The 14514-nt window shown below is 57.0% G+C and carries 18 protein-coding genes and 1 pseudogene; 8 read left to right on the top strand and 11 right to left on the bottom strand.

The annotated features are described in order from the left end of the window. Positions 1-610 precede the first annotated feature (610 nt). The 4 genes from ACR3FE_RS26810 (at position 611) to ACR3FE_RS26825 (ending at position 3465) form a co-directional block, all read left to right on the top strand. On the top strand, positions 611-811 hold the full coding sequence (locus tag ACR3FE_RS26810; protein WP_458210913.1) for a DUF7557 family protein: 201 nt from the start codon (positions 611-613) through the stop codon (positions 809-811). Continuing rightward, positions 808-1203 carry a type II toxin-antitoxin system VapC family toxin gene (locus tag ACR3FE_RS26815; protein ID WP_458210914.1) on the top strand — a complete coding sequence of 132 codons (396 nt, stop codon included), beginning with the start codon at positions 808-810 and terminating at the stop codon, positions 1201-1203. Before ACR3FE_RS26810 ends, ACR3FE_RS26815 begins: the two co-directional genes overlap by 4 nt. Before the next feature lie 1036 nt (positions 1204-2239). Then, positions 2240-2695, top strand: a complete 456-nt coding sequence (locus ACR3FE_RS26820) for a hypothetical protein (protein ID WP_458210915.1) — start codon at positions 2240-2242, stop codon at positions 2693-2695. Between the two features lie 305 nt (positions 2696-3000). Further along, positions 3001-3465: an ester cyclase gene (locus ACR3FE_RS26825; RefSeq protein ID WP_458210916.1), complete on the top strand. Its 465-nt coding sequence runs from the start codon at positions 3001-3003 to the stop codon at positions 3463-3465. 162 nt (positions 3466-3627) lie between these two features. Here the strand turns inward: ACR3FE_RS26825 and ACR3FE_RS26830 are convergent, their stop codons facing one another. Next, the gene (locus ACR3FE_RS26830) at positions 3628-3858 is read right to left on the bottom strand and encodes a hypothetical protein (RefSeq protein WP_458210917.1); all 231 of its coding nucleotides are present in this window, start codon (positions 3856-3858) and stop codon (positions 3628-3630) included. A gap of 122 nt (positions 3859-3980) precedes the next feature. Between ACR3FE_RS26830 and ACR3FE_RS26835 the strand changes: the two genes are divergently transcribed. After that, a complete protein-coding gene (locus ACR3FE_RS26835) occupies positions 3981-4130 on the top strand; it encodes a hypothetical protein (protein WP_458210918.1) in 150 nt (49 codons plus the stop codon). 207 nt (positions 4131-4337) lie between these two features. Here the strand turns inward: ACR3FE_RS26835 and ACR3FE_RS26840 are convergent. Then, positions 4338-4598: pseudogene (locus tag ACR3FE_RS26840) on the bottom strand (DUF7389 domain-containing protein); the annotation flags it as partial. 237 nt (positions 4599-4835) lie between these two features. Continuing rightward, positions 4836-5042, bottom strand: coding sequence for a hypothetical protein (locus tag ACR3FE_RS26845; protein WP_458210919.1), 207 nt, complete (start codon positions 5040-5042; stop codon positions 4836-4838). 234 nt (positions 5043-5276) lie between these two features. Between ACR3FE_RS26845 and ACR3FE_RS26850 the strand changes: the two genes are divergently transcribed. Next, entirely contained in the window at positions 5277-6359 is a 1083-nt protein-coding gene (locus ACR3FE_RS26850) for a helix-turn-helix transcriptional regulator (RefSeq protein WP_458210920.1), read from the top strand. A 185-nt stretch (positions 6360-6544) separates the two neighbouring features. Here ACR3FE_RS26850 and ACR3FE_RS26855 read toward each other — a convergent pair whose 3' ends face one another. Continuing rightward, complete coding sequence (locus ACR3FE_RS26855; RefSeq protein ID WP_458210921.1) at positions 6545-7195, bottom strand: DUF7509 family protein; 651 nt, start codon at positions 7193-7195, stop codon at positions 6545-6547. A gap of 96 nt (positions 7196-7291) precedes the next feature. On the opposite strand from ACR3FE_RS26855, the gene ACR3FE_RS26860 reads away from it, so the two are divergent. Next, positions 7292-7684 (top strand): ArsR/SmtB family transcription factor, encoded by a 393-nt coding sequence (locus ACR3FE_RS26860; protein ID WP_458210922.1) that lies wholly within the window; start codon positions 7292-7294, stop codon positions 7682-7684. A 710-nt stretch (positions 7685-8394) separates the two neighbouring features. Here ACR3FE_RS26860 and ACR3FE_RS26865 read toward each other — a convergent pair. The 5 genes from ACR3FE_RS26865 to ACR3FE_RS26885 form a co-directional block, all read right to left on the bottom strand. Beyond that, positions 8395-8838, bottom strand: a complete 444-nt coding sequence (locus ACR3FE_RS26865) for a type II toxin-antitoxin system VapC family toxin (protein ID WP_458210923.1) — start codon at positions 8836-8838, stop codon at positions 8395-8397. Beyond that, positions 8835-9110, bottom strand: coding sequence for a hypothetical protein (locus ACR3FE_RS26870; RefSeq protein ID WP_458210924.1), 276 nt, complete (start codon positions 9108-9110; stop codon positions 8835-8837). Before ACR3FE_RS26870 ends, ACR3FE_RS26865 begins: the two co-directional genes overlap by 4 nt. A 123-nt stretch (positions 9111-9233) precedes the next feature. Then, entirely contained in the window at positions 9234-9614 is a 381-nt protein-coding gene (locus ACR3FE_RS26875) for a cupin domain-containing protein (RefSeq protein ID WP_458210925.1), read from the bottom strand. A gap of 2 nt (positions 9615-9616) precedes the next feature. After that, the gene (locus tag ACR3FE_RS26880) at positions 9617-10435 is read right to left on the bottom strand and encodes an alpha/beta fold hydrolase (protein ID WP_458210926.1); all 819 of its coding nucleotides are present in this window, start codon (positions 10433-10435) and stop codon (positions 9617-9619) included. Between the two features lie 311 nt (positions 10436-10746). Continuing rightward, the gene (locus tag ACR3FE_RS26885) at positions 10747-11985 is read right to left on the bottom strand and encodes an RNA-guided endonuclease TnpB family protein (protein WP_458210927.1); all 1239 of its coding nucleotides are present in this window, start codon (positions 11983-11985) and stop codon (positions 10747-10749) included. A 58-nt stretch (positions 11986-12043) separates the two neighbouring features. Here ACR3FE_RS26885 and ACR3FE_RS26890 point away from each other — a divergent pair, with 58 nt between their 5' ends. Beyond that, entirely contained in the window at positions 12044-12184 is a 141-nt protein-coding gene (locus tag ACR3FE_RS26890; protein WP_458210928.1) for a hypothetical protein, read from the top strand. 152 nt (positions 12185-12336) lie between these two features. Here ACR3FE_RS26890 and ACR3FE_RS26895 read toward each other — a convergent pair whose 3' ends face one another. Together ACR3FE_RS26895 and ACR3FE_RS26900 are read right to left on the bottom strand one after the other, a co-directional pair. Beyond that, entirely contained in the window at positions 12337-13467 is a 1131-nt protein-coding gene (locus ACR3FE_RS26895; protein ID WP_458210929.1) for a flavin-containing monooxygenase, read from the bottom strand. 156 nt (positions 13468-13623) lie between these two features. Then, positions 13624-14436, bottom strand: coding sequence for a helix-turn-helix transcriptional regulator (locus ACR3FE_RS26900; RefSeq protein ID WP_458210930.1), 813 nt, complete (start codon positions 14434-14436; stop codon positions 13624-13626). Between the last annotated feature and the right edge of the window lie 78 nt (positions 14437-14514).

Here is a 14514-nt window from a genome sequence, read left to right on the forward strand (position 1 = left end):
GTGCGTGCGCGAACCTGGTACCGAGAATTTCGTGAACTCGTCGTGAAATGTGTCGTTCATAACATCAAGCGTGCCGCAACATAGCCAAATCAACCGCTGTATGGCGATTCACCAGAGCCTCTGCGGTAACTTGGGTTACCCGCCGGGAATTACGATACCAATCCTTACCCGAGACACTAGAAACCCGGGTATTCTCGGTCGAACATGCCGCTCGTCCAGCATTGGTCGCCCGGAATCCCGGAGAAATGGTTCTCTGTCAAGCACTCTGTAACCATTGTCGACTTCACACCAGATGGTACGGTCACCGACACTGGGGTAAATGAACACCTGTTTACGAATGGCTGGGTGCCACCGGCTCCTCCTGAGTGAGAGAAAATGGAATCACGCAGCGTCAACCGTGTGGGTATTCGAAAGTTACTCTTTGAGAAATGATTTGAACGACATGCGCCCTGTATTCAGCAGTGACCAATCTAACTACCATATTTCTGTCATAACAGGCGTGCTGAATAGAGAGGATGTATTCTGCAGTCTTGAACTCGGAACTCGCTGTCTCAATCCAGCGGTGACGGTCCCCTCAAGCTACTTACGACTGCATACGCAATGTATGCACATGAGCACGTCAATTCGCGTCTCTGACGAGACAAAGGAGAAGCTGGCGAGGTTGAAGCGTGAAGATGAGAGTTGGGACGAGTTCCTCGACCGATTGGCGAACGAAGGGTCGGGGATGAAGGCTGGCGCGTGGAAAGGAACTGACAAAGCCGAGAAGGCGCGCGAGGCGATCGAGCGTTCCCGAGAGAGCTACGAGCAGTGACCTTTCTTGATTCATCGGTTATCATCGATTACCTCGATGGTGTCGAGGAAGTCGTCGAATTCGTCGATGAACAACCGGTCTTAGTCACCTCCAGCATTTGTATTTACGAAGTTCTTGCTGGTGAGGTGTTCTCAGCAGGTGAGACAGACCTTATCGGAGCGCGTGAGAACTTCGGGCGAGTCACCGCTCTCGACTTCTCCGAGGAGGCCGCGTTTGAAGCTGCCCGGATGCAAAACCGCCTTCTCGAATCTGGCACTCCCATGTCGCCACGCGATCTCACGATTGCGGCGACAGCTCGATCTGATGGAAAGGAGTTGGTCGTCTCCGACGCTGACTTCGATACAGAAGGCCTCCGTGAACTACTCTCTGTCCGGAAATTTGGTCCGTATTAGTTTCCCAAAGCAGTATATCGCCGTGTCATATCGCATGCCCACGTCCAACCCATCTAATCGTTGTCTGAAGGGATATGCTGAATGGAGAGCGTCTATTACTCAACCACCGGTCACACCAAGAATAAAAATTGATATTCATTTCCAGCATTTTGAAAAGATATGGCTCCTCCACCCACGACGCTCGACTTTACACTCGCCACGGTCGCGCTCGCCGGATCGACTTGGTGGTTCGTCCGGACACGAAACGACTCCGAAAGTGAGGAGTCGCCATCTCGAAGTGGAACCACGGGACTGGCCCTTCTCGGCGCATGTGGACTTCTGTGGTGGACACTTGTTCGATTTAGTTTTCTTAGTGCAGTGTTCTCCCAGAACAGTGGATTCTCCGATACTGGCCCCTACTGGCGGGTTCTCCCAGCGATTGGAGAAGAACTTGTGAGTATAATTCTCTTAGCGGTAGTCCTCAAACGGCAATACCAGTAGCGACCGGGCGACAAGGTACTGATTCGATGCACCGGTAATCTCAAACACCAATAACGGAATCGAGTTATGAGAAATCACGGGACAGTGCGGCTAACAGCAGAAGATGCAGAATCAGCCGTGATATATACGCACTACAAACTCAATACCCCGTGGGTGTGGGATGAAAGATACGCGCCCTGTATTCAGCACGGGTGGGATGACCTGCACCGTCTCTGCCACAATCCTCGTGCTGCATACAGAGCGTGGGGCTTGTTTAGATGCTCGAATTCAGGCGTGTAAACAGCGAACTCGCCAGGTTCGGTTCGGGAGTGGACAAAAACGAGATACTCGGTGAGTCGGCTGCTCGGAGAAATCCTTCTCTGCAGTCAGTCTGCGGACGGCTGAGCTCCCCCGTGGGTATTTTCTCCCGCGACCATTCTCACTCGACACCCTGTGGTAACGGCTACAATCCATCAGCAGAGCCGTTCTCGCTAGCGTCTAAACATGGCCCAGGGCGCGTATCGGTCACAGAACTCCCACACCTTCGGCGTTACATACAGGCAAACAACAGAATGAGATGATAGAGCGTCCACAGACCATGCATCGGGGTCAAATCAAGCGTGTACTCGAGTTTTTCGTCGTAGGCATCATCTTCGGTGTGACCGAAGATATTCTCGCTGTCTTGATCGCTACTGATGCAGAACTCATGTTTGACATCGTTGGAGTGGTCGTGTTGATTGCGATTCCCTTCGCTATTATCTCGGAACTCATCGTTGACCATCCAAAGTTCGTGACGTTTGATAACCGATCTCTATGGCTGAACTCATCTGTTTTCGGTCGCTCTCAGATTCAAACTAGGAATACGCCCGGTAATCTTCAGCAAGAGACTGCGCCATGGCCACATTATCAGTATTACTGTGACATCTGTAACACCGAGTTTGAAACAGGAGCATTACTTCAAGAGCATCTTGACCGCCTGCATACCGGTGTCCATATCCAGTGGTCCATTCATGCCGATGAAGCAAGGCAGTAGCGTCGTGAGACGTTCAGTTCGCAGACCTATCTTTCTGCGAGGAGAGAATCCCGCCGTTTACGGCGAGGAGGAGGTCACCGCTGTTCCGTTATTGACTGTCGGATTCATCCCCGCCCTGAAAGGGGCTTCCTCCTTGCGCGACAGTAATGAGAGGTGGCTCTATCGGATGACCGAATTCGGCTCATCGTCGCATGGATATTTTGGTGGCAGCAAGACCGAATTTCACCGCACCAACTTACGCATAACTAAGCGAGTGCCGCGTGTCTATTGAGTGCCCGTCACAGCGCGGGAGAGGGAGAACCGTTATGACGACAGCTGAAACCTACGAACACGTCTATCGACGGATCAACGAAGAGGTATGGGAGAAGCAGCACTTCGATGCCCTTGACGAACTCGTTGCCGAGGATTACGTCCTCCATGACCCATCGATGCCAGAAGAGACGAAGTGGCCCAGTGGTCGGGAGGGCTATCGACAGATGGTCGAGATGGGAACCGGCGTCTTCGAGAACGCAACAACCGACATCCAACAGGTCATCTCGGCGGACGACTACGTCGTCGGGCGCTGGTCGATGACAGGCAGACACGTTGGCGAGATGGGGGGCGTCCAACCTTCGAACGAGGAGGTGACGATGACGGGGATCGAGATTTGCCGGTTCGAGGATGGCAAGCTCGCCGAGTCGTGGCAGGAAGTCAATATGCTCGACGTGCTCACGCGAGCTGGTGAACTTCCGGACGATCTCTTCTCCCCGGAGCAGTCAACAGGCGACTGAAAGATAACAGACATCCACACTGTCAGCCACCTTTTCACCGGCTGGATTTTGAGTCACATGCACAGAATTCACTACTTACTACTCGTTTTTGCATCGCCATTCGTCATCTCTGCGGTAGCGAGGAAACCCCGCCGTTTACGGCGGGGAGGATGTCACGCTGAATTACTCCGTGATGCGTAAGTCGTCGCCGACTTCGTAGAGATAGCCGCGGAGCAACAGCGTTTCAAGCAAATCATCGGCGAGGACAGACTCCATATCATGCCTTCGCAGCACGTCTTTTGCGTGCTCGTACGTAAACGACTCATCCGACGCAAAGTTGGAACGGAGATGCGAGAGGGCTTCCTCAGCCATCGGCGAGAGGGATGTGGAATCAGAATCACGGGGAGACATCATCGACAGGAGCTATTTTGGTTCTCACCGAGTTAAGAATTCGGCTCCCAGCGGCGGACTCCACTTAATGCAGTAGGCATCCGAGAGCGAAGACTTTTTGCGTTGGACAAGAACGGACAGATGTTATGTCACTCTCCGCTCCGATGCGGCGGTGGTTAGCTGACGAGACAGGCACAATCTACGAGTGCCGGCGATGTGGGACGACACTGGAGGCCATCGAGCAGACGTGTCCGACCTGCGGCTCGACGGAAATCGCCGAGTTCGACATCTCATAATCGTTTGTCAGCGCGAGGATTGCTAACGGGACTCCTCGACACACGATACTGGGCAATCGACGGCAATTGCTCGTCTGTGCCGAGCCGCCGATTTTCAGGGGTTGCGTAACACTACTCTGGTACGCTCGTAGGATTCGTGCAACTAGAAATGCGAATTGAAATCGCCGGCAAAAATCTGCCACCGCGAATGCTACTCGCTTCGGTGTCTGGCTGAATCTGCCGCACGTCCGCGGCGAGATCGTTGACGTACGCCCGCAGCGTCTCCATGTCTTCACGCGCCTCGTCTAGCGTTTTCGCTTTCACTTTGGCCGTGATCTTGTCCTGATCCCGCGTGCCAGTTCCGCGAGTGAGCTTCACCGTGAGTGAAACACCGATGTCAGTCCGTTCGACGAACTCCGTCTCTGGTGACAGCTGGCGATGTGGATTCGATTCGACGTCTGTCTCAGGTACTGGGTTGGACTCAGTCATGTGTACTCTGCGAGGGTCTCTGTCTGCCCCCGCACCCCTCTGGGGGCAAAAAACACCTCTCGGTACTCGATTCCGAAACGAGGTACTGTACTCAGGAGTGGACGTCCGCCAGAATACGCTACATTTGGTGGTCAAACATCGAGGCCGGGGCTGAGTTGCTCACGAGGGAGAGCGCAGTCCCGAATTCGACGGAGACGAAACGTCTCGCCACTCGCTGCCCCTTGCTTAATCGACTGCTCAGGTCGACCAGTTTTCCTCATTGAGCAGGCCATAGGAGTGTTCCAACTCGGCCCACAGATCCGCAATCTCCTCGTCTGAATCTGCCTCATCGATTCGCGTGCGAAGTTCCTCTGCCTCGGCAGCCGCCAACACACTCTCGGCCTCCCCTTCTGTGATGAGTTCCATGAGCAGTTCAGTTTGGTAGCTGACCGCTTGGGAGTGCATCTCGCACAGATATCGTGCATCGTACTGTAAATATGTTGAGGCCACGTTCTAGCAGCAATATCTATGGAATTCGACCGTTCCGGGCAACATTGAGATAGGTAATACCGAGCAATCAGATATTTAAAAGCTGGTGCTCAATTAGCACATATATCAAAAAAACAACTTCGAGATATTCATTCTGAACTTATCTGTCATATGTATGGATATTTTACTCTATAATGGGAGACTTGATGAATGACCGACCACGAGCTAGACGACAAAATCCACGAGGCATCGACCGTGCTCGTGCTCGCGCCGTTAACGCCCGACGGGAATCAGGCCTACATGGAACTTGTCGCGTCGACGGCAGCAAACATGAATCTTGCAGCCATCACGTACACACAGCCACCAGCACAGTGGTTCGAAGACTGGCGTCGAACGATTGGAGCGCTCCCACGAGAAATCCGTCACATTCACGCGAGTGGAATGGCTCACCCTGGCACAGACGATGATACGACTCCTGCCAGCGTGACCACCGAAGTCGTTGACCCAACGGATCCGATGGCAATCATCGTCCCGCTGAGCCGTCACTTGGAAACGTGGACGGACGGCGACACCCAACCGGTCGTCTCGGTCCAGACGCTGACCGTCCTGCTCGAGTACGTCGATTTCGATACTACCTTTCGCTATCTCCACATTCTCACCCACCGCATCCGGGCCGCCGGTGCGATTGGCTTCTTCCAGATGGAACCCGACATTCACGACCCCACGACCACGAAAGCTCTCAAATCGCTGTTCGACGTCATCGTCGAGCGATCCGACGAGAGTGGTGAGTGGCAGACGACCCCTGCCGTTACCCCCGGTACAAACACCGACACCACCGACGCGAGCACCGCCACGAATGGTGACGCCGCAACCACACCATCGACGGGACAGTCGGACAATGACCTCTTGACAACGGTACGAACGACACTTGCTCAGCTGTTCGATCGGAGTGAGTCAGATGACGAGCAAACGGGTAGCGGGACGAACGAGACACCCGCGACAAACTCTTCGGATGACGACCCTGAAGAGGGACAGACGTCGATTGGAAATCTGGCCGATGAGGAGATGCTCACCGACGAAGAGCGGATTCGGTCGCTACTGATCGAGTACGGGGGTCGGATGAAGCAGGGCGATATCACCGCCGAGGTCTCGTGGTCGAAATCGACCGTGAGTCGAAAACTCGCGACGATGGAGGAGAATGGCGAGATAACGCGCGTTCAAGTTGGACGAGGGAACCTCGTGTTCCTTGATGGGTCTGAACCCGCTGTAACGAAGTCACCATTTGAAGCGTGAAGTGGGTCGAGAGCGGACTCCTGATTGGTTCCCCGGTTTCACGCCTCAACCGGTTTTGACGTTTTCTCGAAGAAAGTTACAGGCGAACAAGGCGAATGCCATGGGGCGTGACCCTGAGGCGGGTCACCCGTACGGAGTGGCCGACTGCCACAAGATGGGAGTGAGCGATCAGAGCGGTGAGGATGTTAATCGAGTTGTGGAAGGTCACCATGTTGTTCTCGACGTGCGAGATCACGGACGAACAACCGGAGCTGACGGATGAGATCATCGCGGCCGTCATACGAGTAAATGCGAGCGTCCCACCGGTCTTGAACTGCAGCGATCATTGCACTCCGGACACCGGATTCGTGAATGAACAGGATTCGTTCCTGATGTGCGGTCGTCGGCGTTCGCTCATCGCGTTCACGAAAGATCGCTTCGAGAACGGATCCAGTCTCGATGCCGACACCGAGGTTATCACCGATTCTCGGGACGATGTAGATGACAGCATTGCTTGCGAGCGCGAATTCGATGCTCTGTGTTGCAGCGTCCATCTCCTCCAGCGGGATGTCGATATCGATGGCCAGAAACGCGTTGACGCCCGGTTCAGTCCGAAGTCGATCGCGGGCGTCCAACAGGAGATCGAGTGCTGCCTCTTGCTGGTCGAAATCGACATCCGACCCAACAAGCGCACCGAAGTCCACCGTCTCCGGAATCGAACTGAGCGCCTCGCGGTCGTCGTTCTCAGCCGCGTCCAGCAGTGCATCGACGTCGAACGTCTTGTAGGGCCCCATGAGATAGACGAGAAAGCGTGAGTGAGCAACCTCGCCGAGTGCGTCGAGTAGACGGTCGCGCATTACACCACCATTTTTGCACCAGTATATAAATAAGCTACTTTTCTGTAGTTGCTGAGTCAGCGAGCACTTATGCGCCTGTGTGAGTAAGTACTGAATATGGCTGAAACCGATCGCTCGTCTCCCGACGGAGACGATCTGGCAGGACTCCTGCCGGAGCACAGTCTCCTCTCTCTCGAGCAGTATCTGGACATGCAGCGAGCCATCGGTAACGAAACTCGCTTTCGGATTCTCCATTTCCTCACCGAAAAGGGAACCCACAGTGCGAAAGAACTCGAACAGGGACTCGACCTTCCGTCGAACACGCTCCACTACCATCTCGACGCACTCATCGATGTGGGACTCGTCGAGAATCGAAAACAGAAGACGCCCGACAGCGAAGGCCTCTACTCGTACTATCAGGCCACCTCACTCGGAGAGGGGATACTTGAGCACGGCGTTCGAGAACTGATGCGCGAGGAGTGGGATCTCCTCGACGCGTATCGTGACTAGCGGGAATGTACGTATCCGGGCCTGAGGGTGCTCATTCGGGATCTTCATCTGACAGAAGTCGCCAGTGTCCAGCGGTACGGATTCGGGGCGAAGGCAGAAAGGTGCGCTCAATGGGAGTCGGAGAGGGGTGATGGAACCTCGGTCGGGTTATATCGGACGTCAACGGCACCACAGGCCGCACAGTCATCGACGAATGCACAGACCTGCAGCGAGGTCTCTAACTCTCGGATACTGCCACACACCGAGCACTCGTAGGCAGTGAGATATCGAACTGGCATCTGATTACTTCTACCCTTGACTGGGAAGTTGCCGTCGACGACGTCTCCTGGCCTTGTGCTGTCGACGTCCTAGCTTGCTGCGGCTCATACTGATCGAGTGGAGTATGCCACGCATCGTTGGGGAGACGATCGTAGATTCGGTGGGGGTCGCTGTCGGCGTCGTCGACAGGGACAGCGTCGGCTGGTCGTGTGGGTTCCTCTGCCTGCTGGTGGGTCGGTGAACCGGCGTCATCGCCACCAATAGAGTGGTCATTCGGTGGGAAGGCTGTCGTCGACGCAGCAATCGCGACGTACTCCGTGCTGCCGTGGAGCTCGCCATCGATTGCGGCGGCGAGTTCAGCGAGTGGCTCGGCAATCTGTGGCTCGGGCTGAGCGGTCGGGGGCTTTCAAGTCGGATGTAGGCACCCCCTTGCTTGTGACAGTATCGACGGATCACTCGTCGCTGGTGACGGTCTCAGGGATGAGTCGGTCGACTAACCCATCGAAATCGTCGTCAAAACTCAGAACCGAATCGATGTCATGATGTTCAACCAGTATAACGGTCATCACATCGGTAAAACTGAGATCGTGATCGGCGTACCGCTCGAACGCGTCGACAGCCTCATCGAAGAGAGATGGCGAGGTGTATAGAAGATCAATCCCTTCGGGATACCCGTCACCACGGATTCGACGACCAAGTTCGATCGCATCCTCCATGCGGCCCGTTCGCCGATGGGTCAGTGTAATGGCTTCGTCATAGATATACTCGCTTGTGATTACCTGACCATATTTCCTCGATTGGAGGACACCGTTGAGTGCGGCAACACCAACCTCGTGCCGACTTGCATCTGTATCATGGTGCGCGTATAAAACGCCCGTGTCAACGAATATACTCATCCATAGAGAATCTCATCGATGTCTTCTTCGTCCGTCTCAACTCCCGAGGAGATCATTCCCTCGTTGAAACGCTCAATCTCTTCGGTAGAGAGCGCAACCGTTCCATCTCGAAAAAAGTCGATAAATTCTGAGCGAGACTGATAAGCTGACTCGACGAGGCGCGTCAGGATCGCCTGTTGTGTAACCTTCTTTCCGGTCTTAAGTTTGATTTCAGCCTGCAACTCCTCGAGCTTGGACTTGGTCTCTTCGTCCATTTTGACTGCGGTCGCCATAGCAAGAGTTACGTTTGCAACTGGGTTAAGCTTTCGATTGGGGTTTGATCTGGGGAGGGAGAATCTGTTACCACCTATCTTTAAGCAGCGAGAGAAGCCCGCCGTTTACGGCGGGCGAGGATGTCACTCGCCTTCAGGCTGCGGATCGTCAACGGAAACCGCCGGCGGACCGCTACCGACGACACTAATCACAATTTCCCAATCCTCGTCTATGGGATTCATCACTCGACGAATAGTTCGGGGCGGAACGTAAATGAAGTCGCCAGCATCGAGATCCACTGACTCGTTCCCCCCTGGCCCATATTCGAGCACCGCGTGTCCTCGGACAACATATCCGAAGACATGCCGGTCACCGTTGTGATGCCATCCCGTAGAAACACCACCCCCGACCCGTGACTGGATAAGGAGGACATCCTCCGAATCGAACGCGACTTGCCGTGAAACATCGGATGATCCTTCCGGTTTCTCCAATCCTTCCTGAGTGACGACGGTGAGTTCCACCATGGTTAGTCCGTCTCACGGACGAACGTGAGTACCTCGTCGATGAAGCGGTTCGTGGCGGTAAGCATCGCGACGTGTCCGTGCCCCTCGAACGTGACGATCCGGCTATTCTGGAGCGCTTCAGCGAGTGCCTCAATGGCGGTGTGGAGGAATGGCGGGCTCTCGCTCCCTTCTAACAGCAATGTCGGTGTGGTCAAGCCTGCGAGCCGAGCAGCATCGAACTCGTATTCGCTTACTCCTCGAATCGCACGGGGAATTGTATAAGCCCCCTCCACCCGACGCTGCCAGTTTGGCGCGCCACGAAGCGCGTCGATTTCATCCGGCGGGAGATTAGCGACCTCCCGCAGGAATAAAATGAGCACTTGCTCGTGCTGCCCCGCGTCCAGCAGCGCCTCCATTTCAGCGACTTCCTGTTCAGTGTCGAGGTCGTGATCACCGACCTGGATTGGTGGTTCATACAGAATGAGTTTCCGGAGATTGTCGGTTCGGAGCGCTGCCTCCAACGCTATCAGCGCACCGCTCGAATGTCCGAGCACGACAGCTGGTTCGTCGATCGACTCGACGACGGCTGCTACGTCCTCGAACTCGCGTTCCAGTTCGTACTCGTCGGCGTCGCCGCTCTCGCCAAGTCCACGCCCGTCAATCGCATAGACGGTGCAGTGGTCTGCGAAGGCGGGGCGCACCCCGCCTGCGTCCCACCGCGTGTGATCGTTCGCGCCGCCCCCGGGGACGAGGACGAGTGGTGGCCCGCTACCCGTCCGTGCGAAGGCGATCGAGGTTCCATCTGTTGACGTGACAGTGTCCATCGTGTGTGTCGATGCCATTGGTTCCTCCAGTCAGAGCGCTCGACGTACCATGCCTCCCTCGGTAGGGGTATCGGAGCGAACTCTGCTGCTCGCATACGCTGTGCACTGCGTTAACTATTGCCAATCGCCAACAAAAACAGGAAGGTCGAGATGGATTCGCGCCTTATATCGTGCAGCGGTTCACTGAGTTGCCGAGTATCTGTCACAAACGGCGTGCTGCATAGAGAGGGTGCATTAGTCACTGCGGGTGATCCGGCTCCAAGTTAGGGTGACATCCTCCCCGCCGTAAACGGCGGGGCTTCCTCCAAGGGAAGCTCACAGTAGAGGTTTCAGGACTGAAACGCCGCAAGCGTCGTCTGTCCGGATTTCGGACTCGGCGTGCGGTGTCCTGTGGTGCTGTCACAAGCACTCCCATCCCGAGGTGAGTCATCGCCCGCCGATTTCAGTGGTAGGCTCTCTCCCCACGGGTCAAGGCGGCCAGCGATATTGGCCGCCGCGTTGATATCGCCCTGATACTCCGCCACCCAACAATCGCTGTTCGTACACCGAAATACCGCTTGGACGTTCCGGCTGCCGAGGTGGTCGCAGGCGTGGCACGTTTGACTCGTGTATGCCGGGTTCACGAACCGCACAGGAATCCCGGCGTCACGGGCTTTATCTTCGATCCGCCCGGCAAGTCGAGCGAACGCCCACGCGTGCAGGCGTCGGTTCATGAATGTGCCATAATCCAGATGCTCACGGATGTACGACAAGTCTTCGAGGACGATAACGGGATCGTCGAACTGGCGGGCGTATTCAACGGCTCGTCGAGACGCTTTCTCAACGATATCCGTCAGCGCGTTCTGGTAGTGGTTGAATCGCTCGTCGATTCGCCAGTCGGCATCGCGTTCTTGGAGACGGCGCAGCGTGGTGAACATCTCCTTGCGGAGCTGTCGCGCCTGCCCGCCGTCAAACAGCATCGGTTGGGTCGGAGTATCGTCCTGGCAGGCACAGCCCGCCAGAAGTTTGGATTCACCGATATCGAATCCGATCGGTGTCGGGTCGTCCGGCACTTCTGGTTCCACGACTTCGTATTCGACAGTGACGTCCAACACCCAGTTCGTTCGGTGCTCTTGCAGTCGGAACTCGCCGACCGTCACGTCTTCATTGAGAAGATCATCCCACAACTCGCGCTGTGCGGGATTGATACGGAGTGGTATCCAGAAGGCATTGCCACGGCCGGCTTGCGGGACGCGCCAGCAGAACTCGTGGCTTCTGTCGCCGGAGTGGTCGAGCGTCCATCCACGGTTTGTGAACCGAACCGGATGGTCGTCGTCGAGTTCCTCAGCGTCATACGTGTCCCGAAGTTGCGGGACGTAGTTTTTGAGCGCGTCTTTGGCGTAAGACGTGAGTGTGTACGGTGTGACGATATCGTTGACCGCTGACTGCGTATCTGCACCACTCTCGAATGCCTCAGAGAGGGCGCGTCGATACGTTGCCACGGTACGCTGAAGCCGGTGCTCTTTGTGCGCTGTGGGTGGCGCGAGCGTGGCCTGGAGCGTTTTCGTGGCGGTGGTTTCGGCGGTCATCCGACACGCTACCGTACAACCCGAAGATACATAAGAATATGTAATGTAATACTTATATATGCCCAAAAGCATCCATATCAGAATAGACGAGGATCAGTACGACGAACTAAGCGAGTTCAAAGATCGGAGAGGATACACATGGAAAGGCCTCCTCCTCGAGGGCTACCGCGCCCTCGACACCGACGAGACGATCAAATAGGACAGACGGCCGAGCGAAGCACGTGCAACTGTCCAGCTAACCGAACGCGATTCCTCCCCGCCGTAAACGGCGGGGTTTCCTCGCTACCGCAGAGACGACGTTCGGAGACTGGCCGTTCTCAGACTCGGGGCCGACGCCGAACTCGACTACGACTACTGTGGGAGTCCATCAACCGATCCGGTGTACCTCGGATGAGGCGACTGCTGCTGCGCCGTCGACGTCAGGTGGTCGACGACGTACTCTGCATCCCTGCCGACACCGGTAAACAGCCCCGACGTCATCGCGTACAGGAAGAACAGGCCGACGAAGTACAGTCCCGGCTCATCCGGGACGACGCCGCGTACGTGAACGGGCTCCTTGGGCTGTTCCTTCCCGTCGAAGATCGGGAGGTCTATCCACGAAAAGTCAGGGTGGAAGCCAGTACACCAGATGACGTTCTCGACGTCGAGGATGTCGTCCCCGACGACGGGGCGACCGTCTCGAACGCCGGTTGTGCGAGGTACCCGCTCGACGCCGACCGCGGCCAGGTCACTCGGCTTCGTGCGCACCAGCGGGCCGCCCTGTGAGAGCACTTTCGGGCGGATACGGCGCCCGATCGGCGTCCCAGTCGTGAGGATTCGGTGAAAGAGCACGCGCATCACGAACGGGGCCCCCAGGTGACGGCCGACCCACGAGTCGATGTGGAACGGCACGTGGCCGACGTCTCGGCCCGACAGCCACGTTGTATGCTTGGAGGCGACATCGAGGGCGATCTCGGCACCGGAGTTGCCCGCCCCGACGACGAGCACGTCTCCATCTTGAAGCTGATCGGGGTTGCGGTAGTCGCTCGTGTGCAGCTGGACGACATCGTCGGAGAGTTCCGCCGCGAAATCCGGGATCGTCGGGATTTGGTAGCTCGCCATCGCCACCACGACGTTGGCCGCCTCGATCAGCCGGTCGCCCGCGGTGACGAGGAAGCCATCGCCGCTCCGTTCCAGCCCGTGCACCCGGACGCCGAGTTCGACGGGTAGGTCGAACCGCTGGGCGTAGGTCTCCAGGTAATCGGCCACCTCGTCCTTCGTAGGGAAGGTGTACGGTGAGCCCGGAAAGTCCATCCCCGGCAGGCTCGAGTAACGGGCGGGCGTGAACACCCGGAGGGAGTCCCAGCGGGCCCGCCATGCGTCGCCGACGCGGTCGCTCGCATCGAGGATGACGAAGTCCTGGTCGTGCTGCTGTAGGTAGTACCCGGTCGCTAGTCCGGCCTGGCCGCCACCGATAATGACGGTATCGTGTCGTTCAATCATGTCTTCGTTCCTTGGTAAGCGTACGCGCCGAAGGGAAGTGATGATGCCGCGTGCAGGATTTCACGCCTTGAAATCTCGGGTAGGCCGGGGTACCTGCTACGGCAGAGGCTCTCGGCTGACCGGTTTGCAAGTCCGATGGCGTCGTCGCCAGTGGCGTTACGACGACGCGCGGGATTCGAAGGCGGCGGGATCTACCGGGGTCGCCTCCGCGCGAACCTGCTCGAAGACCGAGATGGCCCACTCGCGGGCCTCTGGAGCGTCGGTGTCGATGACCGCCACGAGCGCCCCAGTCTCGGCGTCATGGCAGCAGATGCCGGCCCGGTCGTCCACGATGCCGAGGCCGCAACGGTCGCCGTCGGGGAGGTGATCGTGGACGAGGACGGTCGCGTTCTCGCAGGCGGCGACCTCCATAATCCGATCCGGGTTCCAGGCGAACATCCCCTTTAGGGCCTCGGGCGTGAACACGTACTCGAACGTCATTCCCTCGAGAGCCGCGCCGCAGGCTGTCTCGAGGTTGCTCGACTTGTAGACGATGTTATCGAACCCGCGCAACGACGAGGTAGACGCAATGAGCTGGCCGAGACGCTCGACGGGCTCGTAGGGATACCCTGGCCCGGGATAGGAGACCACCGCGTCGGCGAAGAGGTCGACGGAGAAGCCCGGCATCTCGACCGGCAGCCACTGCCAGACGTCGCGGAGCTTCTCCTCGATCTCCATCGCGTCCCGGAGAGCCAGGAACCGGTCGGCGACGTATTCGCCGAGAGGGGTCAGTCCGTATGTTGGGCCGTCCCTGACAAGCCATCGACGCTCTTCGAAGTCGGCGAGCACCCGTCCGACGGTTGGCGAGGAGGCGCCGGTGACCTCACACAGCTCTCGACGGTCGGTCGGTTCGTCGGCCAGCGCCTCGAGGACGCTGACGCGATGGGCCGACGTGGCCAGAAACTGGATGGTATCGATTCCCGCAGTCATATGCCATGTACGGGGCCGAGGAGCTTAGCGTTTCTACCGTGGGGAGCGAATGGCAACTCTACGTTCAAGGGCCTCGGG

The sequence above is a fragment of the Haladaptatus rarus genome, assembly GCF_054177585.1.